17 protein-coding genes and 1 riboswitch are annotated in these 20,920 nt (G+C 64.2%); of the genes, 8 read left to right on the forward strand and 9 right to left on the reverse strand.

Annotated features, from left to right (window positions below):
* Positions 1 to 16: 16 nt before the first annotated feature.
* Both IF10I1_RS01255 and IF10I1_RS01260 read right to left on the reverse strand, forming a co-directional pair.
* Entirely contained in the window at positions 17 to 754 is a 738-nt protein-coding gene (locus tag IF10I1_RS01255; RefSeq protein WP_186391709.1) for a tellurite resistance TerB family protein, read from the reverse strand.
* Between the two features lie 65 nt (positions 755 to 819).
* Positions 820 to 1,299, reverse strand: a complete 480-nt coding sequence (locus tag IF10I1_RS01260) for an Lrp/AsnC family transcriptional regulator (protein WP_200901709.1) — start codon at positions 1,297 to 1,299, stop codon at positions 820 to 822.
* Positions 1,300 to 1,423: 124 nt separating this feature from the next.
* Between IF10I1_RS01260 and hppD the strand changes: the two genes are divergently transcribed.
* Positions 1,424 to 2,536 carry a 4-hydroxyphenylpyruvate dioxygenase gene (gene hppD / locus IF10I1_RS01265; protein WP_186391708.1) on the forward strand — a complete coding sequence of 371 codons (1,113 nt, stop codon included), beginning with the start codon at positions 1,424 to 1,426 and terminating at the stop codon, positions 2,534 to 2,536.
* 84 nt (positions 2,537 to 2,620) lie between these two features.
* On the opposite strand, the gene IF10I1_RS01270 is transcribed toward hppD, so the two are convergent.
* The 7 genes from IF10I1_RS01270 to xylF all read right to left on the reverse strand — a co-directional run bounded on the left by IF10I1_RS01270 (position 2,621) and on the right by xylF (position 11,244).
* Entirely contained in the window at positions 2,621 to 4,024 is a 1,404-nt protein-coding gene (locus tag IF10I1_RS01270; RefSeq protein WP_163001411.1) for a trehalose-6-phosphate synthase, read from the reverse strand.
* A 226-nt stretch (positions 4,025 to 4,250) separates the two neighbouring features.
* Positions 4,251 to 4,988: a trehalose-phosphatase gene (gene otsB / locus IF10I1_RS01275; RefSeq protein ID WP_186391707.1), complete on the reverse strand. Its 738-nt coding sequence runs from the start codon at positions 4,986 to 4,988 to the stop codon at positions 4,251 to 4,253.
* An 82-nt stretch (positions 4,989 to 5,070) separates the two neighbouring features.
* On the reverse strand, positions 5,071 to 6,387 hold the full coding sequence (gene xylA, locus IF10I1_RS01280; RefSeq protein WP_186391706.1) for a xylose isomerase: 1,317 nt from the start codon (positions 6,385 to 6,387) through the stop codon (positions 5,071 to 5,073).
* 1 nt (position 6,388) lies between these two features.
* The gene (gene xylB / locus IF10I1_RS01285; RefSeq protein WP_186391705.1) at positions 6,389 to 7,834 is read right to left on the reverse strand and encodes a xylulokinase; all 1,446 of its coding nucleotides are present in this window, start codon (positions 7,832 to 7,834) and stop codon (positions 6,389 to 6,391) included.
* A gap of 154 nt (positions 7,835 to 7,988) precedes the next feature.
* The gene (locus IF10I1_RS01290; protein WP_186391704.1) at positions 7,989 to 8,771 is read right to left on the reverse strand and encodes an ATP-binding cassette domain-containing protein; all 783 of its coding nucleotides are present in this window, start codon (positions 8,769 to 8,771) and stop codon (positions 7,989 to 7,991) included.
* 3 nt (positions 8,772 to 8,774) lie between these two features.
* The gene (locus tag IF10I1_RS01295; RefSeq protein WP_186391703.1) at positions 8,775 to 10,064 is read right to left on the reverse strand and encodes a sugar ABC transporter permease; all 1,290 of its coding nucleotides are present in this window, start codon (positions 10,062 to 10,064) and stop codon (positions 8,775 to 8,777) included.
* Between the two features lie 145 nt (positions 10,065 to 10,209).
* Entirely contained in the window at positions 10,210 to 11,244 is a 1,035-nt protein-coding gene (xylF, locus tag IF10I1_RS01300) for a D-xylose ABC transporter substrate-binding protein (protein WP_050472347.1), read from the reverse strand.
* A 251-nt stretch (positions 11,245 to 11,495) separates the two neighbouring features.
* On the opposite strand from xylF, the gene IF10I1_RS01305 reads away from it, so the two are divergent.
* The 7 genes from IF10I1_RS01305 to IF10I1_RS01335 all read left to right on the forward strand — a co-directional run bounded on the left by IF10I1_RS01305 (position 11,496) and on the right by IF10I1_RS01335 (position 20,918).
* Complete coding sequence (locus tag IF10I1_RS01305; protein ID WP_186391702.1) at positions 11,496 to 12,764, forward strand: ROK family transcriptional regulator; 1,269 nt, start codon at positions 11,496 to 11,498, stop codon at positions 12,762 to 12,764.
* Between the two features lie 42 nt (positions 12,765 to 12,806).
* Positions 12,807 to 14,276 carry a di-heme oxidoredictase family protein gene (locus tag IF10I1_RS01310; protein ID WP_186391701.1) on the forward strand — a complete coding sequence of 490 codons (1,470 nt, stop codon included), beginning with the start codon at positions 12,807 to 12,809 and terminating at the stop codon, positions 14,274 to 14,276.
* Positions 14,273 to 15,925: a CRTAC1 family protein gene (locus tag IF10I1_RS01315; protein ID WP_186391700.1), complete on the forward strand. Its 1,653-nt coding sequence runs from the start codon at positions 14,273 to 14,275 to the stop codon at positions 15,923 to 15,925. The genes IF10I1_RS01310 and IF10I1_RS01315 overlap by 4 nt, the downstream gene beginning before the upstream one ends.
* Positions 15,926 to 16,433: 508 nt before the next feature.
* Positions 16,434 to 17,792 (forward strand): NAD(P)-dependent oxidoreductase, encoded by a 1,359-nt coding sequence (locus IF10I1_RS01320; RefSeq protein WP_186391699.1) that lies wholly within the window; start codon positions 16,434 to 16,436, stop codon positions 17,790 to 17,792.
* Between the two features lie 28 nt (positions 17,793 to 17,820).
* Positions 17,821 to 19,131 (forward strand): NAD-dependent dihydropyrimidine dehydrogenase subunit PreA, encoded by a 1,311-nt coding sequence (gene preA, locus IF10I1_RS01325; RefSeq protein WP_186391698.1) that lies wholly within the window; start codon positions 17,821 to 17,823, stop codon positions 19,129 to 19,131.
* A 318-nt stretch (positions 19,132 to 19,449) separates the two neighbouring features.
* Positions 19,450 to 19,667, forward strand: a riboswitch (cobalamin riboswitch).
* A gap of 34 nt (positions 19,668 to 19,701) precedes the next feature.
* Complete coding sequence (locus IF10I1_RS01330; protein ID WP_186391697.1) at positions 19,702 to 20,154, forward strand: DUF1636 domain-containing protein; 453 nt, start codon at positions 19,702 to 19,704, stop codon at positions 20,152 to 20,154.
* Positions 20,151 to 20,918: an ABC transporter ATP-binding protein gene (locus IF10I1_RS01335; RefSeq protein WP_186391696.1), complete on the forward strand. Its 768-nt coding sequence runs from the start codon at positions 20,151 to 20,153 to the stop codon at positions 20,916 to 20,918. The genes IF10I1_RS01330 and IF10I1_RS01335 overlap by 4 nt, the downstream gene beginning before the upstream one ends.
* Positions 20,919 to 20,920 lie beyond the last annotated feature (2 nt).

The raw sequence follows: 20,920 nt of genomic DNA on the forward strand, positions 1-20,920 counted from the left end.
AAGGGCGGGCATGGAATTACGCCATTTCCTGTTCGCGCACGGCCATCTCGATCTCGTCCACCAGCGCCGGATCAAGGTTCAGCCGGGCGGCGAGCATCTGGAGATAGGCTTTTTCCGCGGCGTGATCGGGATCAATGGCAAGCCGCGAGGCGGCGTAGATCTCGGCGGCGGTTTCCGGCGACGTGGCGCTGTTGACGATCTTGTCGAGATCGAGCGGGGCGTGCAGCTCGTCCATCAGGAAAGCCTTGGATTCGGAATCAAGCCCGGCCTCATCCATCTTGCCGAAGATGCGGCGCTGTTCTTCCGCGTCGATATGGCCGTCCGCCTTGGCAGCGGCGATCATGGCGCTGAGCAGGGTCCGGGCCACGATCTGGCTGCCGCCGGGCGCGCGCTCCGGGTCAAAGGCCGTGCCGCGCGGGGCTTCCAGTTCCAGCGGGGCCCGCTGCTGCGGGCTCGGCGGCTGGCCGCCATTTTGCTGGCCGGTCTGATAATCGCGGTAAGCCTTGTAGGCGAGGCCTGCGACCAGCGCGAGGCCGCCATAGGTGACCGCCTTGCCGCCGATCTTGCGCGCGGACTTGCTGCCGAGCAGAAGTCCGGCGAGCCCGCCAGCAGCCAGCCCGCCTGCGTTCGACGACAGGAAATCCTTGCCGCGGGACATCAGGTCACCGGAGCCGCCGGTCTTGCCGCCTTGTGCAAGACCGGAGCGGGAGGCCGCACCCATCACCTGATCGAGAAGGGATTTCGCATCGAACATGTCTGGAGGCTCCTTGGCAAACCTTGCGTCAGCCTCAGATGGTGGCTTGGCTGCCCCGCTGCAAGTCAGCGCCCGGCGGGAACACTGTCCAGAGGCAGAAGATTGTCATCCTTCAGCGTTTCCATGGCGATGGAGGAGCGCACGTTCTGCACCGCCTCATGCGGCAGCAGGTCGTCATTGATCACCCGGCTCAGCGCCTTCAGGTCCGGCACCACGATCTTCAGCATGTAATCCACGTCGCCCGTCAGCGTATGGGCCTCCTGCACCTCGGGCATGGCCTGCACCATGGCGCGGAAGCGGCGGGCATTCTCGCGGCTGTGCGCACCAAGGGTGACGCCGACAAAAGCCGTCACCGAAAAGCCCAGCCGCTCGGTCGCCAGATCCGCCCGGTAGCGGCGGATGATGCCCTCTGCTTCCAGCGCCTGCCGGCGGCGGGAAATCTGGCTGGCAGAGAGCCCGATCCGCTCCCCCAGCTGCTGGTTGGTGAGGGCGGCATTTTCCTGAAGCGCGGACAGAAGCCGCAGATCAAAGCTGTCAACCTGCACGACGATGCACCTACCAGGGAAAGCACGCACAAAACTTGCACCACCTTACGGGATTTTACGTCCTTTGCACACACATTGCGCGCACCAGAGCGCAAGCTTGTCTCACCATCAAGAGGAGGACAGCATGGGACCTTTCCCGCACGACGCACCGCCCGCCACCATCACGGCAGACAACCCGGCAGGCACCGACGGCTTCGAGTTCGTGGAATTTGCCCATCCGGAGCCCGAGAAGCTGGACGCCCTGTTCCGCCGCATGGGCTACAGCCCCGTAGCGAAGCACAGGACGAAAAACATCACCGTCTACCGTCAGGGCGATGTAAACTACATCCTCAATGCCGAGCCCGGCTCCTACGGCATGCGTTTCGTCGAAGCCCACGGCCCCTGCGCCCCGGCCATGGCCTGGCGCGTGGTGGATGCACAAAAGGCGTTTGACCATACGGTAAAGATGGGCGCAACGCCCTATGAAGGGGACGGCAAGACGCTGGACGTGCCGGCCATCATCGGGATCGGCGGTTCGCTGCTCTATTTCATCGATCAGTATGGCGAGAAGGGCTCGGCCTATTCGGCGGAGTTCGAGTGGCTGGGGCCGGTTGATCCGAAGCCGCAAGGCGTCGGCTTCTATTACCTCGACCATCTCACCCACAATGTCTACCGGGGCAATATGGACAAGTGGTGGGACTTCTACCGCAACCTCTTCGGCTTCCGGCAGATCCACTATTTCGACATCGACGGGCGCATCACCGGCCTTGTCAGCCGCGCCATCACCTCGCCCTGCGGCAAGATCCGCATTCCGCTGAACGAGTCCAAGGACGACACTAGCCAGATCGAAGAGTATCTGCGCAAGTACAAGGGCGAAGGCATCCAGCACATCGCGGTGGGCACGGATGACATCTACAGCGCCACCGACCTTCTGGCGGACAACGGCCTGAAATTCATGCCCGGCCCGCCGGACACCTATTACGAAATGTCCAAGGCCCGCGTGAACGGCCATGACGAGCCGCTGGAACGGATGAAGAAGCACGGCATCCTCATCGACGGCGAAGGCGTTGTGAACGGCGGCATGACGAAGATCCTCTTGCAGATCTTCTCCAAGACCGTCATCGGGCCGATCTTCTTCGAATTCATCCAGCGCAAGGGCGATGAAGGCTTCGGCGAGGGCAACTTCCGCGCCCTGTTTGAATCCATCGAGGAAGACCAGATCCGCCGCGGCGTCATCAAGGTGGATGCTGCGGAGTAACCTGAGCCCGAGAGCCCCGCTGCCGGAAGGTGGCGGGGCCTGCGCAACTCAAGGAGGGATATGGCGGCGGCACCCGCCTTCGCATCAGGCCGCCGTCAACGAGGCCCCAACCTCCCGCCGGGATGCCATGAGATCTGCGACAAAAGAAGAAGACCAGTTCTTCGCGTCCTCGCGGCACAGCCGGTCAAACATCGGCTGCCAGCGGGCGCGGCGCTCGTCCAGCGGCATGGTCAGAGCCCGCTGCAGCCCGCGCGCCACGTCTTCATCCGAATAGGGATTGACGCTGATCGCCTCCGGCATGCCTTCTGCCGCACCGGCAAAGCGGGACAGCACCAGCACCCCCGGATCCTCCGGTGCCTGCGCCGCCACATATTCCTTGGCCACAAGGTTCATGCCATCGCGCAGCGGCGTCACCAGCCCGACGTGGCTCGACCGGTAGATTCCCGCCAGCACCCGGCGCGGAAAGGCCCGCGCCAGAAAGCGGATCGGCGTCCAGTCCAGCTGCGAGAAGCGGCTGTTGACATGGCCGGTCAGCCCCTCCAGCTCGCGCCGGATATCGATATAGGCATCGAGTTCCGCCCGGGACGGCGGCGCCACCTGCATCAGCGACACCTGCCCCTGATTTTCCGGGTAATCCTCCAGCAGCCGGGCAAAGGCACGGAAGCGCTCCGGCAGACCCTTGGTGTAATCGATCCGGTCCACGCCGACGATCTGGCGCCGCCCGGCCAGCTGCTTGGCAAGGCGGGCGGAGTTCCGCTGCGCATCCGGCGTCTCGGGAAACCGTGCGAAGGCCTCCGCGTCAATGCCGATGGGATAGGCCTTCACCAGCACCTGCCGGTCCTGCAGTTTCACCACTCCGCCCGCACCCTTGGTGCCCCCCAGCTCATCCACCACGAAGCGGCGGAAGTTGGCGGCATCGCGCGAGGTCTGGAAGCCGATCACGTCATAGGCCAGCATGGTGCGGATGAGCGCGCCCGCATTGGGCAGCGCCGCCAGAACCTCCGGCGCCGGAAACGGAATGTGCAGGAAGAAGCCGATGGGAACCTTCACCTCCATCTGGCGCAGCGTCGCGGCCAGCGGCATGAAGTGATAGTCATGCACCCAGACGAAATCATCCTGTTGCAGCAGCGGATGCAGCCGGGAGGCAAAGCGCTCGTTCACATGCCGGTAGCCGTTTTCAAAGGCCCGGTCGAAGACAGCCAGATCAAGCCGGTAATGCAGCACCGGCCAGAGCGTCCGGTTTGCATAGCCGGCGTAGAAACTGTCATGGTCGGCCTGGTTCATGTCGATCTGCACCAGCTGGACCGACTTCGTCTTCTGCTGCTGAAAGGGGCCGAAGGTGCCTTCCTCGGAGATCTTGCCGCTCCAGCCGAACCACAGTCCGCCGGAACTCGTGAGCGCATCGACCAGAGCCACGGCGAGCCCTCCAGCCTTGCCTGTGTCCTTCATCGGGCCCACCCGATTTGATACCACAACAAGCCGTCCCATGGCCTTCGCCTCCTTTGCTCTGATTGATGTGCCGGAAGCCTGACAGCAGGCAGGCAGCAGATGAAATGCCCTCTCAAGACACAGTGAAACCAAGGTTCCGGGATGCTGACGCATCACGCCTTGACCTTACTTATGCGGCGCACAACGCCATTGACTGAACAGTCAAGGCAGCAAAGAGTTCCCGCAATGGCTGTTCCAGACACCCTGAAACCGCCGTTTGCCGGAGTTAAGCTGTGAGATGGCGCACCTGCTGCGCCAGCCAGTCCGTGACCGCAGCCACATCCGGCAGCCGTGCGGGTGCACAGGTTGGCCCCTCCCCCACCTTGAGCGCGCTGCCGCCAAGGGCAAGCGCGGCCGCCATGGCATCCTCATCCGTCACATCATCGCCTGCAAAGACCGGCACCCGCCCGCGGAAGGGCGGCAGCTCCATGAACTGGCGCAGCGCCAGCCCCTTGTCATGGGTCGCGGGTTTGACTTCCATCACCATCTTGCCGCGCAGGACATGCAGATCCGGCAGCCCGGTCAGGGTACGCGCAAGATAAGCCTCCAGCGCGCCTTCCAGATGGGGAACGGACCTGTAATGCAGCGCGATGGCCGCACCCTTGTCTTCCAGCATGATGCCGTCGGCCAGCAGCCCGCTGGCTTCGACCGACCTCCGCAGATACTGCAGGTCCGGCGAAGCTTCGGCACGCACGGGATCAGCAGCAGCGGTGCTGCGCCATTCAAGCCCATGGAGGCCGGCGGCGGGCAGTGCGAGGGGGTGGAGAAATCCGTCGATCTGGGAAATGGGCCGGCCGGTGAGAATGGCCACGGCGCCGCCCAGACAATCATTGATCCGGCTCAGAAAGCTGATCACTTGTTCATCAACGTCTACAAGCTCCGGCCGGGGCGCAAGAGCTGCCAGCGTGCCATCAAAATCGAGAAAAAGAGCACTATCGGGCTGCAGACGGACAGAATGTTGCATGTGCTCAGTTTAAGACACACGCGGGAAAAGTCCACCCCTGCCCCGGATTTTCTCCAGAGCAGGGACGGATGATTGCAAGACGTCAAACGAAGAGGTTGACGAGACTTTCCAGATATTCCTGACGGCCGGACTTCGGCTGCGGCTCAAGATCCGTGGCATGAACGCGGTCAGCCAGAGCTTCCAGCGACACGTCACCCTTGAGGATTGCAGCGTTTTCCGGCTTGGACCAGCCGGCGTAACGGTCTTCGACGAAGCCGCCGAGACGGCCATCCTCGATCATGGCGGCCGCAGCCAGCAGGCCGCGAGCGATGGCGTCTGCCGAGCCGATGTGGCCCTGGATCAGATCCACCGCGTCAATCGACTGACGGCGGATCTTGCTGTCGAAGTTGGTGCCGCCGGTGGTGAAGCCGCCACCTTTCAGGATCTCGTAATAGGCGAGCGCCAGTTCCGGAACGTTCATGGCGAACTGGTCCGTATCCCAGCCCGACTGGTAGTCGTTGCGGTTCATGTCCACCGAGCCGAAGATGCCCAGTGCATTGGCCAGCGCCAGCTCGTGCTCGAAGGAGTGACCGGCAAGGATCGCATGCCCCTGCTCGATGTTCACCTTCACTTCGTTCTCCAGACCATAAGCCTTGAGGAAACCGAAGACGGTGGCGACATCATAGTCATACTGGTGCTTGGTCGGCTCCTGCGGCTTCGGCTCGATCAGGATGGTGCCCTTGAAGCCGGTCTTGTGCTTGTACTCGACCACCATGGACAGGAAGCGGCCGAGCTGGTCCAGTTCGCGCTTCAGGTCGGTGTTGAGAAGGGTTTCATAGCCCTCGCGGCCGCCCCACAGCACGTAGTTTGCACCGCCCAGACGCTTGGTCACGTCCATGGCGTTTTTCACCTGCGCTGCCGAATAGGCGAAGATTTCCGGATCCGGGTTGGTGGCGGCACCGCTCATGAAGCGGCGGTTGGAGAAGAGGTTCGCCGTGCCCCACAGCAGCTTCACGCCCGTCTCGGCCATCTTCTTTTCAAAGATGTCGGCGATGGCGTTCACATTGGCGTTGCTCTCGGCCAGCGTCGCCCCTTCCGGCGCGATGTCGCGGTCGTGGAAGGTGAAGAAGGGCATGTCCAGCAGCTGGAACATCTCGAAGGCAACGTCGGCCTTCAGACGGGCCTGTTCCATCGGATCACCGGCGGCCATCCACTTGCGCTGGAAGGTGTCGCCGCCGAACGGGTCGCCGCCCGGCCAGCAGAACGAGTGCCAGTAGCAGATGGCAAGGCGCAGATGGTCTTCCATGCGCTTGCCGAGGACCACCCGGTCCTTGTCGTAAAAGCGGTAGCCATAGGGGTCCCTGGCATCCGGGCCAACAAAGCGGACCGGCTCCAGGCCGTCAAAAAAACCAGTAGCCACGTCAGATCTCCTTCACTGCGGGATAGAGTTTGCGCCAGCGGGCATAGGCCTCGCCATAGGCGGAACGAAGAGCGGGATTGGGGTCGATGGCAGCGGCCATCGGCGGGGCGCTGAACAGCGCATCGGAGTAGCCATCCGCCGCCGCCTGACCGAGGCGGGCAGCGCCAAGCGCGGCGCCGAAGTCGCCATCCTGCGGCAGATCGACGGTAACGCCCAGAACGGTGGCGATGATCTCCAGCCAGACGCGCGAGCGCGAACCGCCGCCCACGGCGGTGACACGCTCCACCTTCGTGCCGGCAGAGGTCAGCGCCGCAAGGCAGTCCATCAGGGCAAAGGCAACGCCATCCAGCACCGCATGGGTCAGCTCCGCCTCATCCGTGTCATGCGAAATGCCGAAGAAGCCGCCCCGGATCGCCACGTCATTATGCGGCGTGCGCTCACCGCCCAGATACGGCATGAACATCACATCCGAAGGCCGCTTCAACTCCGTGACGAGCCCCGTCAGCTCATGCGCCGGGCGGCGCAGCACCTTGGACAGCCAGTTGAGGCTGTCGGTTGCCGACAGGATCACGCCCATCTGGTGCCATGTATCCGGCACCGCATGGCAGAAGGCATGCACGGCGCTGCCCACATTCGGCGAGAACCGGTCATTGGTGACGAACAGCACGCCGGAGGTACCGAGCGAGACGAAGGCCGAGCCCGGCTTTACCGCACCCGTGCCGCAGGCCGAGGCCGCATTGTCGCCGCCGCCACCGGCCACCACCGGGGCAGAAGTCATGCCCCAGCGCTGCGCCAGTTCCGGCCGCAGGCGGCCGCTGGCATCCGAGCCCTCAACAAGGCGCGGCATGTGGCTGCGGTTGAGACCGGTCGCTTCAAGCAGCGCATCGGACCAGTCGCGGGCGGCCACATCCATCCACAGCGTGCCGGCACTGTCCGACATGTCGCCCACATGCTCGCCGGTCAGGCGCAGGCGGACGTAATCCTTCGGCAGCAGCACCTTGGCCGTGCGGGCAAAGATCTCCGGCTCGTTCTCGCGCACCCATTGCAGCTTCGGCGCTGTGAAGCCCGGCATCACCCGGTTGCCGCCAAGGCTGAGGAACCGGGGCTCGCGCGCTTCCAGATCCGCGCATTGCGCGGCGGAGCGGCCATCATTCCACAGGATGCAGGGGCGCAGCGGCTTGTCTGCCGCATCCAGCAAGGTGGCCCCGTGCATGTGGCCGGACAGGCCAATGCCGCGCACCGCTGCCATCTCCTTGGGGTGGGAGGCGGCAAGCTCGTCCATCGCCTGTTCCAGCGCCGTCCACCAGCTGTCCGGGTCCTGCTCCGACCAGCCGGGATGCGGGCGCTCGACCGTCAGATGGGCACTGGCCGAGGCGATCACCGCCTGGCTGTCATCCATCAGGATCGCCTTCACCGAACTGGTGCCGATATCAAGGCCGATATGCATGAGGTACGCCCCTCAAAATTGATCCGAAAGAACCCCGGAGCAGGCGACGCTTCTGTGCGCGCCCGTCCGGGGACTGCTTCTTCTAGCCGATGACGGCCGTTTCTGCCAGAGCCTGCGATGCCGCAGGCTCCCGCGTGGTCAAGTGGTCAGGCGTTCAGGCCGCGGCTACATCGTTGAGCGCGCCCGGTCCCGGCGTTGCGCCGGGAGGGCACTTGCCGAGAATGATCATGCCCAGCACGTCATCATCGGTCACATCCGTGGTCTTCGCGGTGCCGACCAGCTGGCCGTTCTTCATCACGGCAATGCGGTCACACAGCTTGAACACATCGTGGATGTCGTGGCTGATGAGGAAGATGCCGAGGCCCTGACGCTTCAGCTCCTCGATCAGTTCCGCCACCATCTGGGTTTCATGCACGCCAAGGGCAGCCGTCGGCTCGTCCATGATCAGGATGCGGGCGTTGAAATAGACCGCGCGGGCAATGGCGACCGACTGGCGCTGACCGCCCGAGAGGGCCTTCACCGGAGCCTTGAACTTCTTGAAGTTCGGGTTGAGCCGTCCCATGATCTTGCGCGTCTCGGCTTCCATCCCGTCATCATCAACGAAGCCGAATGGCGTCACCAGCTCGCGGCCGAGGAACAGGTTGGAAGCGGCATCGAGGTTATCGGCCAGCGCCAGCGTCTGGTAGATCGTCTCGATGTTGTACTTGCGCGCATCACGCGGGCTGTGGATCGTGGCGTGCTGGCCATCGATCAGGATCTCGCCGCTGTCCTGGCGGTAGGCGCCGGACAGGATCTTGATCAGCGTCGACTTGCCCGCGCCATTGTGGCCCAGCAGGCCCACCACTTCACCGGGGAAGAGGTCGATGGACACATGATCCACCGCACGCACCCCGCCGAACGAGATGCAGATGTCTTTCATTTCGACCAGAGGCGCCATGGATCAATCCCCCGTGCGCTTGCGGTAGATGATGTCGACGTAGACTGCAAAGACCAGCACGATGCCGACGACGATGTTCTGGAGCGGTGCATCCACACCCACCATGGCCATGCCGGATTGCAGCGACTGCATGATCAGCGCACCCAGGATCGCTCCGTAGATGGTGCCGACACCACCGGAGAGCGCCGTGCCGCCGATGACGGCCGCTGCGATGACGCGCAGTTCGTCCAGCGTGCCGATGTCATTGGTGGAGAAGCCGAGACGGGCTGCGGCCACCGCACCGGAGATGGCGCAAAGACCACCCATCAGCGCGAAGATCTTGACCGTCAGCAGGCGGGTGTTGATGCCCGACAATTCGGCCGCATCCGGATTGCCACCGGTTGCGAAGATGTAGCGGCCAAGGCGGGTACGGCGGGCAACGATGGTCATGGCAACCGCCACGACGATCAGCACCAGCACCGAGATCGGAATGCCGTAGCCCATGCGGAAGCCTTCCGGCATGGTCTCGCCGCGATCCGCAAACAGGCGCTGCACGCGCTGCACCGGCATGTCATAGGCATTGAGCACGGCGACGAAACCGAGGATGGCACCGCAGATCACCGCTGCAATCACGGCTTCGGCCCACGCAGGCTTCACGGAAAAGCCATGCGAGGCGCGGCGCTTGCGGGCCGAGAACAACAGGGCCATGGAAGCTGCAACGCAGACGAGCCCGAAGATCCAGGACCAGGTTTCGCCAAGCGAGCCGCCCGTGCCGCCGAGCAGCAGGAAGGTCTGGTCGAGGGGGCCGATCGTCTTGCCGTCGGTGATGAACCAGGCCACGTTGCGCCAGACCAGCAAACCGCCAAGCGTGACGATGAAGGCGGGAATGCCGAGATAGCCGATCATCCAGCCCTGCGCCGCGCCGATCGCGACACCGGCCACCAGACCGGCGAGAATGGCAAGGATCCAGATGGACGGATGGCCGAGGCCAAGCATTGAAGGCAGAACCTGCGTCTGCACGACCGCCATCACCGCCGCGACCGTCGCCAGGAGCGAACCGACGGACAGATCGATGTGGCGGGTGACGATGACGAAGACCATGCCCGTTGCCATGATGGCGACCGAGACGGTCTGGATCGTCAGGTTGAAGATGTTGCGCGGTGTCAGGAAACGCCCGTCCGTGATCACGTTGAACACGAGACAGAGGACGATGAACGCCCCGATCATGCCCAGCAGGCGCGTGTCCAGCTGCAGCGCGGATAAAAACGAGCGGGCCGCCGGAGTCCTCGCCCCGGACAGGTCTGCATTCGACATCGAAGTGCTCCTGGTTGAAAAGCCGGTCCTGATGTGCCGATTGGAGCGCGTGACCCAAGGTCAGTCAAGCAAGCGCTGCGGTTTCACATCGGAAACACTGCCCCGGAACCATCCGGGGCAGTGCAAGGTCTTGACCGGTCAGGCCTTAGTTGCAGGGAGCCGGGCCGCCGGAAACGCCCTGGCAGAGTGCGTCCTTGCTGATCCAGCCTGCGTCCACGACAACATTGAGGTTGTCCTTGGTGATCGCGACCGGAGCGAGGAAGCGCGCCGTCATCTCGGTGCCGGCCGGCGAGGTCCACTGGGCGGCGCCTTCAACGCTGCCCAGATCACCGCCCTTGGCGAGAGCCACGGCGATTTCGGCAGCCGTCTTGCCGAGTTCGCGCGAGTCCTTCCACACGGAAACCGTCTGGGTGCCCTTGGCGATGCGGTTCAGAGCGGCATGGTCGCCGTCCTGGCCGGAAACCGGAATGCCTTCCATGCCCTGGGCCGCCAGAGCGGCAACGGCGCCGCCTGCGGTGCCATCGTTGGAAGCAACAACGGCGTCCACCTTGTTGTCGTTGGCGGTCAGGATCTGTTCCATGTTCCGCTGGGCGTTGGCCGGAAGCCAGCCGTCGGTGTAGGCTTCGCCCACGATCTTGACCTTGCCTGCGTCAATCGCCTCCTGCAGGACTTCCTGCTGGCCGCCGCGCAGGAAGTCGGCGTTCGGGTCCGTGGAGGAGCCCTTGATCATGACATAGTTGCCTTCCGGCGCAGCCTTCAGGACTTCGCGGGCCTGCATGCGGCCCACTTCCACGTTGTCGAAGGTCAGGTAGAAAGCGCGGGCATCTTCGATCAGGCGGTCATAGGCGACAACCGGAATGCCTTCGTCGGCAGCGGCCTGCACGGCCGGGCCAATGGCCTGGGCGTCCTGTGCGAGAATCACGAGGGCGGTGGCGCCCTGTGCGATCAGGGCTTCGATGTCGGACAGCTGCTTGGCAGAGGAGCTCTGGGCATCAGCAGAGATGTACTTGGCACCGGCAGCTTCCAGAGCGGCCTTGATCGCGCCTTCGTCGGTCTTCCAGCGTTCTTCCTGGAAGTTGGACCAGCTCACACCGACGACGACATCCTGCGCCTGTGCGGCAGCAGTCAGAGCGGTCGCAGACATGAGCGCGCCCGCAAAAATCATGGCAATCTTGCGCATTGCGTTGTTTCCTCCTGAAAGGCGTCACCCTTCTCCCGGCGCCGCCTCCTTCAATCCTGAGAGTGTCGAACCCCCATCTCAGCGGGCGGACCTTTATTTTTTTCGGCGCCCGAAAAAAAGTTGCTCCAAAGCTCGCCGCCTGTCAACATGCTTTTGGAGACCGGAAACGGTTTCATTACGCTGAAGACCATGCTGGCGGCATAAAGACTGGCAGGTCAGGGACGGAAACAGCACGGGAACTACGTCAGGACATGACGCAGACAGCGAACAGGGACCAGATCCGCAAACGCAACCGCAGCATCATCCTGCAGACGCTGCGGCGCGAAGGGCAGATGGCGCGCATCGATCTGGGACGGGCCACGCGCCTCAGCCCGGCGACGATCACCGCCATCACCTCCGACATGCTGGATGAAGGCCTGATTGCCGGGATCGAGACCGAAGAGCCGCGCGCTGCCCAGTCACGGGGCCGGCCGCGCAGCATGCTGGCCCTCAACGGCGCCGCGGCCAGCGTCATCAGTCTGCGCATTTCGGTCAACTGGATCGATCTGGCGCTGGCCGATTTTACCGGCCGGATCATCTTCAGCCGCAAATATCCCTTCGACACCACGCGGGCCGATGCGGAAAGCTTTCCCGATCTTCTGTGCAGCACCATCACAAGCTTCGTTGAGGAGTCGGGCGCCAATCCGGCGACCGTGCAGGAAATCGGCGTCGCCTCGCAGGGTATCGTGGACCGGGTGCGCGGCGAGATCGTCTGGAGCCCGGCCTTCAACGGCCGCAATATTCCCGTCGTTGCGCCCATCCGCACCCGGCTGGGCGCGCGGTGCTTCCTGACCAACGACACCAACATGATCACCGAGGCGCTGCACTGGTCTGAGCCGGAGCGCTACAGCGGCACCTTTGCCGTGGTGATGGTGGATTACGGCGTCGGCATGGGGCTGTTTCTCGATGGCCACCTTTTCGTCGGCGCGACAGGCGCAGCGGCGGAAATCGGCCATGCGAACCACATTCCCGGCGGCGCCCTGTGCCGCTGCGGCAAGCGCGGCTGCCTTGAGGCGTATCTCGCCGATTATGCCCTGCTGCGGCAGGTGCTGGATCTGCCCGAAGACACGGACCCGCGTTCACTGCCGGTCAACAGCCAGACCTTTGACGACCTTTACGCAAAGGCGAAAGCCGGGGACGCCCATGTGCGTGCGGTCTTCGACGGCGCAGGCAGGGCGCTCGGCACCGGCCTGGCGCGGCTGCTGGCCATCATCGAGCCGGCGCGCATCGTGCTGACCGGCGCGGGCATCGAGGCCTTCGAATTCATGGAAGCCGGCATGCATCAGGCACTTGAGGAGGTGCTGGTGGAGGACTTGCGGCGGCATCTGGTGATCGACGTGGTGGAATGGAACGAGGACTTCATCCGCCGCGGTCTTGTTGCGCAGGCGATGCGGCGGCTGGATGAAAACCTGACCGGGCAGCCGGAGGGCATAAGCCCCCGAGCGAGCCTCATCCGGCAAGGCGCCAGAAAAGGGATCTGATTGCTGCGGCACATATGAACCGCAGCCGGGGGGAGAGACGGCATGAGGGGGAGACAGGAACGAGGCCGCATATGGCCGCCTTTTGCAGCGGCACTTGCAGGAGCAGGGGCGCTGTGGCTGGGCCTTGCGGCATCTGCGCAGGCGCAGAGCTGGAGCGAGCGGAACGTTGATCACACGCCGCCGCTGGAGGACATCCGCGCCTCTCTGGATGAAGCCCGCAAGACCGGCAGCCCCGCCGCGCTCGAAGCCCTTGCCGAAGAAGGCCGCCGCCTGTTCGAGGCGCGTTTCATCCGCGAGGAAGGCGCCGGACGGCCCATGGCGACGCAGGCCATCGTACCGACGAAGCGCAAGCGCGCGGTCGAGAACATGTTCAACCGCATGCCCGGCCCGGATGCGGCCGCCTGCTCCGGATGCCATCACCAGCCGGTCATCGGCGGCGCCGGGGATTTCACCGCCAATGTCTTCGTCTCCGAAGGCTTCGAGAGCGCCGATTTCGACACCTCCGACCCGCAGTTTTCCAACGAGCGCGGCACCAACATCCTGCAGGGCTCCGGCCTGATCGAGCTGCTGGCGCGGGAGATGACGGCTGAGCTGAAAGCCCAGCGTGCCGAAGCCGTGCGCCAGGCGCGGGCGGACAAGGTGGCAGTGACGGCCCAGCTCGAAACCAAGGGCGTCAGCTTCGGCAAGGTGACCGCCCATCCCGATGGCACGATCGATGTTTCCGCCATCGACGGCATCGACCGGGATCTGGTGCTGCGCCCCTTCAGCCAGAAGGGCGTGTTCGCCTCTCTGCGCCAGTTTTCGGTCAACGCGCTCAACGTGCATCATGGCATGCAGGCGCAGGAGCGCTTCGGTTCCATGTGGACCGGCACGGATGATTTCGACATGGACGGCGTGACGGACGAAATCCGCCCCGAACATGTCTCTGCCCTCGTCGCCTTTCAGGCCACCCTGCCCGCGCCGGGCCGCAAGGAGAACCTGCCCGATGACTGGAAGGCCGCCGCCGCAAGGGGCGAGGACCTCTTTGCCGCAACCGGCTGCACATCCTGCCACCGCCCGTCCCTGCCGCTGGAGAGCCTCGCCTTCGAGGACCCGGGCCCGGTGGAAGGAGCTGGCACCTTGCGGCGGCAGGATGTGGAAACGCCGCTGGTCTATGATCTGTCCGCGCTCGCATGGGTGAAGGCCCTGCCGCGTGATGACAGGGGCCGCGTGCTGGTGCCGCTTTACGGCGACCTCAAGCGCCACCAGATTTCCGGCCAGCGCAACAACCGGCTGGGCAACGAGCTTCTGGGCCAGCGTTTCGTCGAGCGGGACGTGTTCATCACCGCCGAACTCTGGGGCGTGGGCAATACGGCGCCCTATGGCCACCGCAACGACATCACCACCCTGCATGAGGTGATCATGGCCCATGGCGGCGCGGCGGAGGAGACGCAGAAGGCCTATGCCGCCCTTTCCGAAGAAGACCGGCAGGCGGTGATTGCCTTCCTGCGCAGCCTGGAGGTTGGCAAATGAGCATGCTCCGCCCGGTTACCACCTCTCTCCTCGCCCTGCTGCCGCTTGCCGCCACGGCTGCGCTGGCGCAGGAGCGCAAAGACTCAATCGCCCCCGTGCCACATTTCGTGGAGGAAGCGGAAGCTGCCGGCATCCGCCAGAGCTACGAAGGCCCCTGGGAATATTTCGTCGGCGGCGGCGTTGCCATTCTCGACTGCAACGGCGACCGCAAGCCGGACCTGTTCATCGCCGGCGGCAAGAACCCGGCCGGGCTTTTCGTGAACGAAAGCACCACCGGCGGGCCGCTGAAATTTGCAGGCACCGATAGCGGCGTCGATGAGCGCAGCCTGACCAAGGTGCTGGGCGCCTATCCGCTCGATTTCGACAATGACGGAGAACCGGACCTCGCCGTACTGCGCGAGGGCGAAAACCTGCTGCTGCGCGGCAAAGGGGACTGCCAGTTCGAGGTCGCCAACCGCTCCCTCGGCTTCAAGGGCGGCAACGAGTGGACAACCTCCTTCTCCGCCGTCTGGGAGGCTGGCAACGCCTATCCGGCGCTCGCCTTCGGCAATTATGTGGACCGCTCGCTCCCCGGTTCGCCCTGGGGCACCTGCCACGACAATTTCCTCTTCCGTCCGCAATCGCAGGACCGGCCGGACTATTCGCAGGCAGAGCGGCTGACACCGGGCTTCTGCGCCCTGTCGATGATGTTCACCGACTGGAACCGCTCCGGCGAAGCCTCGCTGCGCATTTCCAACGACCGCCATTACTACCGGGGCGGTGAAGAACAGCTCTGGGCCGTGCCGCCGGGCCGCCCTGCAAGGCTTTACCGCCGCGCCGATGGCTGGCGCAGCCTCACCATCTGGGGCATGGGCATTGCCAGCATTGATCTGGATGTGGACGGCCAGCCCGAATATGCGCTGACCAGCATGGGAGACACCAAGCTGCAGACGCTGGAAAAGGAAGGCGATGAGGTGGTGCCGGTCTATGCGGACATCGCCTTTGAAAAAGGCGTTACCGCGCACCGGCCCTATGCGGGCGGGGACCTGCGCCCCTCCACCGGCTGGCACGCGGAATTTCAGGATGTGAACAACGACACCCTGTGGGACCTCTACATCGCCAAGGGCAATGTGGAAGCCATGCCGGATTTTGCCGCCTTTGACCCGGACAACCTGCTGCTGGGCCAGTGGGATGGCAGCTTCACCGAAACCGGCGACCTTGCGGGCATCGCACTGGAGCGGCGCGGACGCGGCGCAGGGCTTGCCGATTTCAATCAGGACGGCCTGCTGGATCTGATTGTCGTCAACCGCAGCGCCCCCGTCAGCCTGTTCCGCAACACAGGCGCCGGCACAGCCGAAGCCCCGCGCCCGCTCGGCAACTGGGTCGCCGTGGAGCTGAAACAGCCGGACAAGCCCAACCGCAACGCCATCGGCGCCAAGATCAGCGTGCGGGCAGGCACCAAATCCATCGAGCGCGACCTGCAGATTGGCGGCGGCCACGCCTCCGGCCAGCTCGGCTTTGCCCATTTCGGCCTCGGCGTCTCCGAACGCGCCCAGATCCGCGTGCGCTGGCCGGACGGCGAATGGAGCCACGCCTACCGCGTCTTCGCCAACACCCACGTGGTCATCGAACGCGGCGCGGAAGAGGCGAAGCTCTGGCTGCCGGAGTAGATAGAGTGTCCTGAGACGGAAATCACCTGACAGCCGGCACAGTCTTACGGAGGGACCACTGTCAGGTGATTACCATCTCAGACACACCGTCTTGCCATGACTTGATCATGGCATCCATGCCGAACAGCGCCAGGTGAGGCAGCCTGCCGGCGACTTCACCCGTCCCCTTACCCCAAGCTCACGCCTCACCGGATGCAGCGAGACGGTGTGAGTGCCATGATCAAGTCATGGCAGGACGGAAACGGAGGGGGGTTGACCGGTTCGATTGCCCGAAAACCGGTTTTCCCGGCCGGATGAAGCCGGAAAGGCTGCGGATCGGGAACCGCTTGCCCCAAATCATTTCAATCAGTTAGCACCTGCAAAAAACATGATTATCATCTTCATATAATTGATCTTTCGAAAAATATTTGACTGTTTGGACAAATTTTCCTTCAATGGGAGCGGATAAGCCTGTTCGCAAAAAGAAACGGGCGCCGAACATAGATCGCCACCTTCCGGAGATCCTCCCATGACTGAGACCAGATCTGGTCCGGACATTGCGCCTGCGCGCCTTCCGGCTGACCAGTATGCACAGAACTTCTGTGACCTGCACCCGCGCCTCGACCCGCATGAGGCAAGGGTGGAGAGTGACCGCTGCTACTTCTGTTATGACGCGCCCTGCGTGAACGCCTGCCCGACCAGCATCGACATTCCGCTGTTCATCCGCCAGATCTCGACCGGCAACGACACCGGCGCGGCGCGCACGATCTTTGCGCAGAACATCCTTGGCGGCATGTGCGCCCGCGTCTGCCCGACGGAGACCCTGTGCGAGCAGGCCTGCGTGCGCAACGAGGCCGAAGCCAAGCCGGTGAAGATCGGCGAGCTGCAGCGCTTTGCCACCGACCATTACATGGAAACGCACGCCGCCACGCCCTTCACCCGCGCCCCCGAAACCGGCAAGCGCGTGGCTGTTGTGGGCGCTGGCCCGGCGGGCCTGTCCTGCGCCCACCGCCTTGCGGTGCATGGCCATGCGGTAACGCTCTATGATGCCCGGCCCAAGGCGGGCGGGCTCAACGAATATGGCATCGCCGCCTACAAGTCCGTCGATGACTTTGCCGCGCGCGAGGTGGATTTCATCCTCTCCATCGGCGGCATCACCGTGGAGCATGGCAAGGTGCTGGGCGAAGACCTCTCCCTTTCCGCCCTGACGAAGGACTTCGACGCGGTGTTCCTCGGCATCGGCCTTGCCGGCGTCAATGGCCTGTCCGTTCCCGGCGAGGAGCTGGAGGGCGTGGTGGATGCGGTTGCCTATATCGCGGAGCTGCGGCAGGCGGAGGATCTTTCCACCCTGCCCGTCGGCCGGCGCGTGGTGGTGATCGGCGGCGGCATGACGGCGGTGGACATTGCCGTGCAGAGCAAGCTGCTGGGCGCCGAGGAGGTGACCATCGCCTACCGGCGCGGCAAGGAGCACATGAACGCCAGCCCCTATGAGCAGGACCTCGCCCAGACCAATGGCGTGCGCATCCTGCACTGGGCAGCCCCCAGGGCAATGCACGGGGAAAACGGCAAGCTGACCGGCATCGAGCTGGAACGCACCCGGCTCGACAACACGGGCAAGCTGATGATGACCGGCGAGACCTTCCGCCTTGACGCAGACATGGTGTTCAAGGCCGTGGGCCAGAAGCTCAACCCGTCCGGGCTGAACGGTTCGGCGGCGGCGCTGACCCTCGACAAGGGCCGCATCGTCACGGACGCCACCCGTGCAACCACCATGGCCAAAGTCTGGGCCGGCGGCGACTGCATCGCCGGCGGGGAAGACCTGACCGTGGCCGCCGTCGAGGACGGCAAGGTTGCCGCAGAAGCCATCCATCAGGCGCTCAGCGCCTGAGCCAGCCGTTCTTTCCGGAGATCCCGTCATGGTTGATCTGAGATCTGATTTCGTCGGCATCAAGTCGCCCAACCCGTTCTGGCTCGCCTCCGCGCCGCCAACGGACAAGGAATACAACGTGGTGCGCGCCTACAAGGCGGGCTGGGGCGGCGTCGTGTGGAAGACGCTGGGCGAGGACCCGAATGTGGTCAACGTCAATGGTCCGCGTTATGGCGCCATTCACGGCAAGGACCGCCAGCTCATCGGCCTCAACAACATCGAGCTGATCACCGACCGGCCGCTTGAGGTGAACCTGCAGGAAATCAAGCGCGTCAAGCGCGACTGGAAGGACCGCGCCCTTGTCGTGTCCCTGATGGTGCCCTGCGAGGAGCCCAACTGGGCCGCGATCCTCAAGCGCGTGGAAGAGACCGAGGCCGATGGCGTGGAGCTGAACTTCGGCTGCCCGCATGGCATGAGCGAGCGCGGCATGGGCTCGGCCGTGGGCCAGGTGCCGGAATATATCGAGATGGTCACCCGCTGGGCCAAGAAGCACACCCGCATGCCGGTGATCGTCAAGCTGACGCCCAACATCACCGATGTGCGCAAGCCCGCGCAGGCCGCCAAGCGCGGCGGTGCGGATGCGGTGTCGCTGATCAACACCATCAACTCCATCGTGGGTGTCGATCTCGACCGCATGGCACCAACGCCGACCATTGACGGCAAGGGCTCCCACGGGGGCTATTGCGGCCCGGCGGTGAAGCCGATTGCCCTCAACATGGTGGCGGAAATCGCCCGCGATCCGGAAACCTACGGCCTGCCCATTTCCGGCATCGGCGGCGTCACCACCTGGCGCGATGCGGCGGAGTTCATCGCGCTGGGTGCCGGCAACGTGCAGGTCTGTACCGCCGCCATGACCTATGGCTTCAAGATCGTCGAGGAGATGATCGAGGGGCTGAAGGACTGGATGGGCGAGGCCGGCTACGAGCGGATTTCGGACTTCTCCGGCCGCGCGGTGCCCAATGTCACCGACTGGCGCTACCTCAACCTCAACTACATCGCCAAGGCGAAGATCGACGAGGACCTCTGCATCAAGTGCGGCCGCTGCCACATCGCCTGCGAGGACACCTCGCATCAGGCGATCACCAGCATGGTCGACGGGGTGCGCAAGTTCGAGGTGATCGACGAGGAATGCGTCGGCTGCAATCTCTGCGTCTCGGTCTGCCCGGTGGAAAATTGCATCACCATGGAACCAATGGCCACCGGAACCGTTGATCCACGGACGGGACGTTCCGTCTCTGGGGACTATGCCAACTGGACGACACATCCGAACAACCCCAGCGCCCGCATCGCCGCCGAGTGACGAAGCCCCCGGAGAGCTTTGCTCAACGGAAATTGTTCGAACACTGCGGCGCCTGAGCGTTCCAAGTCTTGATGCGTCAGCATCTTAAGACTTGGCGTAAAGGCACAGCCTTTTGGCGGCATCCCTGCCCCCGGGATACCGTCCACCCCAGCTCGATGAGAGGCGACTCCCCCGGCTGCCGGCATAGGCAGCCGGGGATTTTTTTATCCAGTCGCAGCTCTCATGTTGTAATGTTATCTTATTACATATATCACTGCCGCCGTATGAAGACCCATCCTGAATTTATGACGATGGAGCTTGACAGGAAGGACGGCGGCTTTGATCATCTGCGGCGATGGTTCCCGGCTGGCAAAGCCTTGGCCGGGTGAAAAGGGAACACGGTACGGTGTAGCCAACAGGCGCCAAGTCCGTGACTGCCCCCGCAACTGTAGGCGGCGAGCGACCCCGGGTGATCCACTGTTCCTGCGAGGAACGGGAAGGACCGGGCAAGCGGCGACCCGCAAGTCAGGAGACCTGCCATCACAGCAGACCTCAAACCGCCGGGCGGGGTGTCCCGGAAGGAGCATAGCCATGACCATTCAGGGACCGGCCTTGGCCGGAACACCTGTGCCTGCGCCCGTGCAGGCCATTCCCCAGACGGAAGGAACCTCCCCTTCCCATCATCTCACCATCTGCGTCACCTGCCGTGACACGCAAACCGGCGAGCGGCCCGGCCAGAACCTTGGCACCGCCCTTGCCGGTGCGCTGCAGCAGGACACGCATTGGTCCGTCTCCGGCGTTGAATGCATGGCCGCCTGTGGCCAGCCCTGCGCTGTCGCGCTGACGTCGCCGGGCAAGACCGGCTGGCTGTTCGGCAATCTGACGCTGGACGACGTGCCGGATATCACCGCTTTCGCCCGCCAGTATCACGGCCTTGCCGATGGCTGGTGCAAGGCCTCAGAACGTCCGGGCCGGATGGCGAAGACGGCGCTGGCCCGCATTCCCGCGCCCGGCCGCACAACCGCCTTCGGGCCCGGCACGTGAGCGCGCCATTCTTTGAAGCGGACAATCTCGGCTGGGGGCCGCGCGGGAATCTGGCGCTCCTCTCCGGGATCAGCTTCACCGTCAATCAGGGTGAGATGCTGGCCATTTGCGGTGCCAATGGTGCGGGCAAGTCGTCGCTGCTGCGGCTGCTGTACCGCTTCCACAAACCGCAGACCGGCGATGTGCGGCTGGAAGGCACGAGCCTTTGGGCCATGTCGAGCCGTGACACGGCCCGCCGCATTGCCGTGGTGCTGCAGGAGCAGCCGACGGACTTTGCCCTCACCGTGCGCCAGATCGTCAGCCTCGGCCGCCTGCCGCATCAGCGCGGACTTGCGGCAGCCGGAGCGCGTGACGGCGAGGTGGTGGAGCATGCCCTGGCCCGGCTGCATCTAACGGCGCTGAGCGGGCGCTCCTTCGGCACCCTGTCCGGCGGCGAACGCCAGCGGGTGCTGGTGGCCCGTGCGCTGGCGCAGGAACCGCGCCTGCTCATTCTTGATGAGCCGACGAACCATCTCGACATCCGCCACCAGCTGGAGCTGATGGCGCTTTTACGCGGCCTGCCGCTGACGGTGATCACCACCCTGCACGACCTGACGCTGGCCGCAGAACATGCCGACCGGGTGCTGCTGCTCGCCAATGGCACCGTGCTGACCATGGGCACGCCGGAAGAGGCGCTGACCGAAAACACGATCGCCGGGGCTTTCTCTGTCCGATCGCGGATCGACACCTCCGGCTCCTCCCCCCGTTTTTCCTTTCACTTGTGAGA

The sequence above is a fragment of the Pannonibacter sp. I15F10I1 genome, assembly GCF_900185665.1.
Lineage (GTDB): Bacteria > Pseudomonadota > Alphaproteobacteria > Rhizobiales > Stappiaceae > Pannonibacter > Pannonibacter indicus.

What these genes read in the sequence shown, in the direction of transcription:
- xylF (WP_050472347.1), bottom strand. Translation starts at nt 11,244, where the DNA reads ATGCGCAAGATTGCCATGATTTTTGCGGGCGCGCTCATGTCTGCGACC.
- IF10I1_RS01270 (WP_163001411.1), bottom strand. Translation starts at nt 4,024, where the DNA reads ATGGGACGGCTTGTTGTGGTATCAAATCGGGTGGGCCCGATGAAGGAC.
- IF10I1_RS01295 (WP_186391703.1), bottom strand. Translation starts at nt 10,064, where the DNA reads ATGTCGAATGCAGACCTGTCCGGGGCGAGGACTCCGGCGGCCCGCTCG.
- otsB (WP_186391707.1), bottom strand. Translation starts at nt 4,988, where the DNA reads ATGCAACATTCTGTCCGTCTGCAGCCCGATAGTGCTCTTTTTCTCGAT.
- preA (WP_186391698.1), top strand. Translation starts at nt 17,821, where the DNA reads ATGGTTGATCTGAGATCTGATTTCGTCGGCATCAAGTCGCCCAACCCG.
- IF10I1_RS01290 (WP_186391704.1), bottom strand. Translation starts at nt 8,771, where the DNA reads ATGGCGCCTCTGGTCGAAATGAAAGACATCTGCATCTCGTTCGGCGGG.
- IF10I1_RS01320 (WP_186391699.1), top strand. Translation starts at nt 16,434, where the DNA reads ATGACTGAGACCAGATCTGGTCCGGACATTGCGCCTGCGCGCCTTCCG.
- hppD (WP_186391708.1), top strand. Translation starts at nt 1,424, where the DNA reads ATGGGACCTTTCCCGCACGACGCACCGCCCGCCACCATCACGGCAGAC.
- IF10I1_RS01330 (WP_186391697.1), top strand. Translation starts at nt 19,702, where the DNA reads ATGACCATTCAGGGACCGGCCTTGGCCGGAACACCTGTGCCTGCGCCC.
- IF10I1_RS01310 (WP_186391701.1), top strand. Translation starts at nt 12,807, where the DNA reads ATGAGGGGGAGACAGGAACGAGGCCGCATATGGCCGCCTTTTGCAGCG.
- IF10I1_RS01315 (WP_186391700.1), top strand. Translation starts at nt 14,273, where the DNA reads ATGAGCATGCTCCGCCCGGTTACCACCTCTCTCCTCGCCCTGCTGCCG.
- xylB (WP_186391705.1), bottom strand. Translation starts at nt 7,834, where the DNA reads ATGCATATCGGCCTTGATATCGGCACCAGTTCGGTGAAGGCGATCCTG.
- IF10I1_RS01305 (WP_186391702.1), top strand. Translation starts at nt 11,496, where the DNA reads ATGACGCAGACAGCGAACAGGGACCAGATCCGCAAACGCAACCGCAGC.
- IF10I1_RS01255 (WP_186391709.1), bottom strand. Translation starts at nt 754, where the DNA reads ATGTTCGATGCGAAATCCCTTCTCGATCAGGTGATGGGTGCGGCCTCC.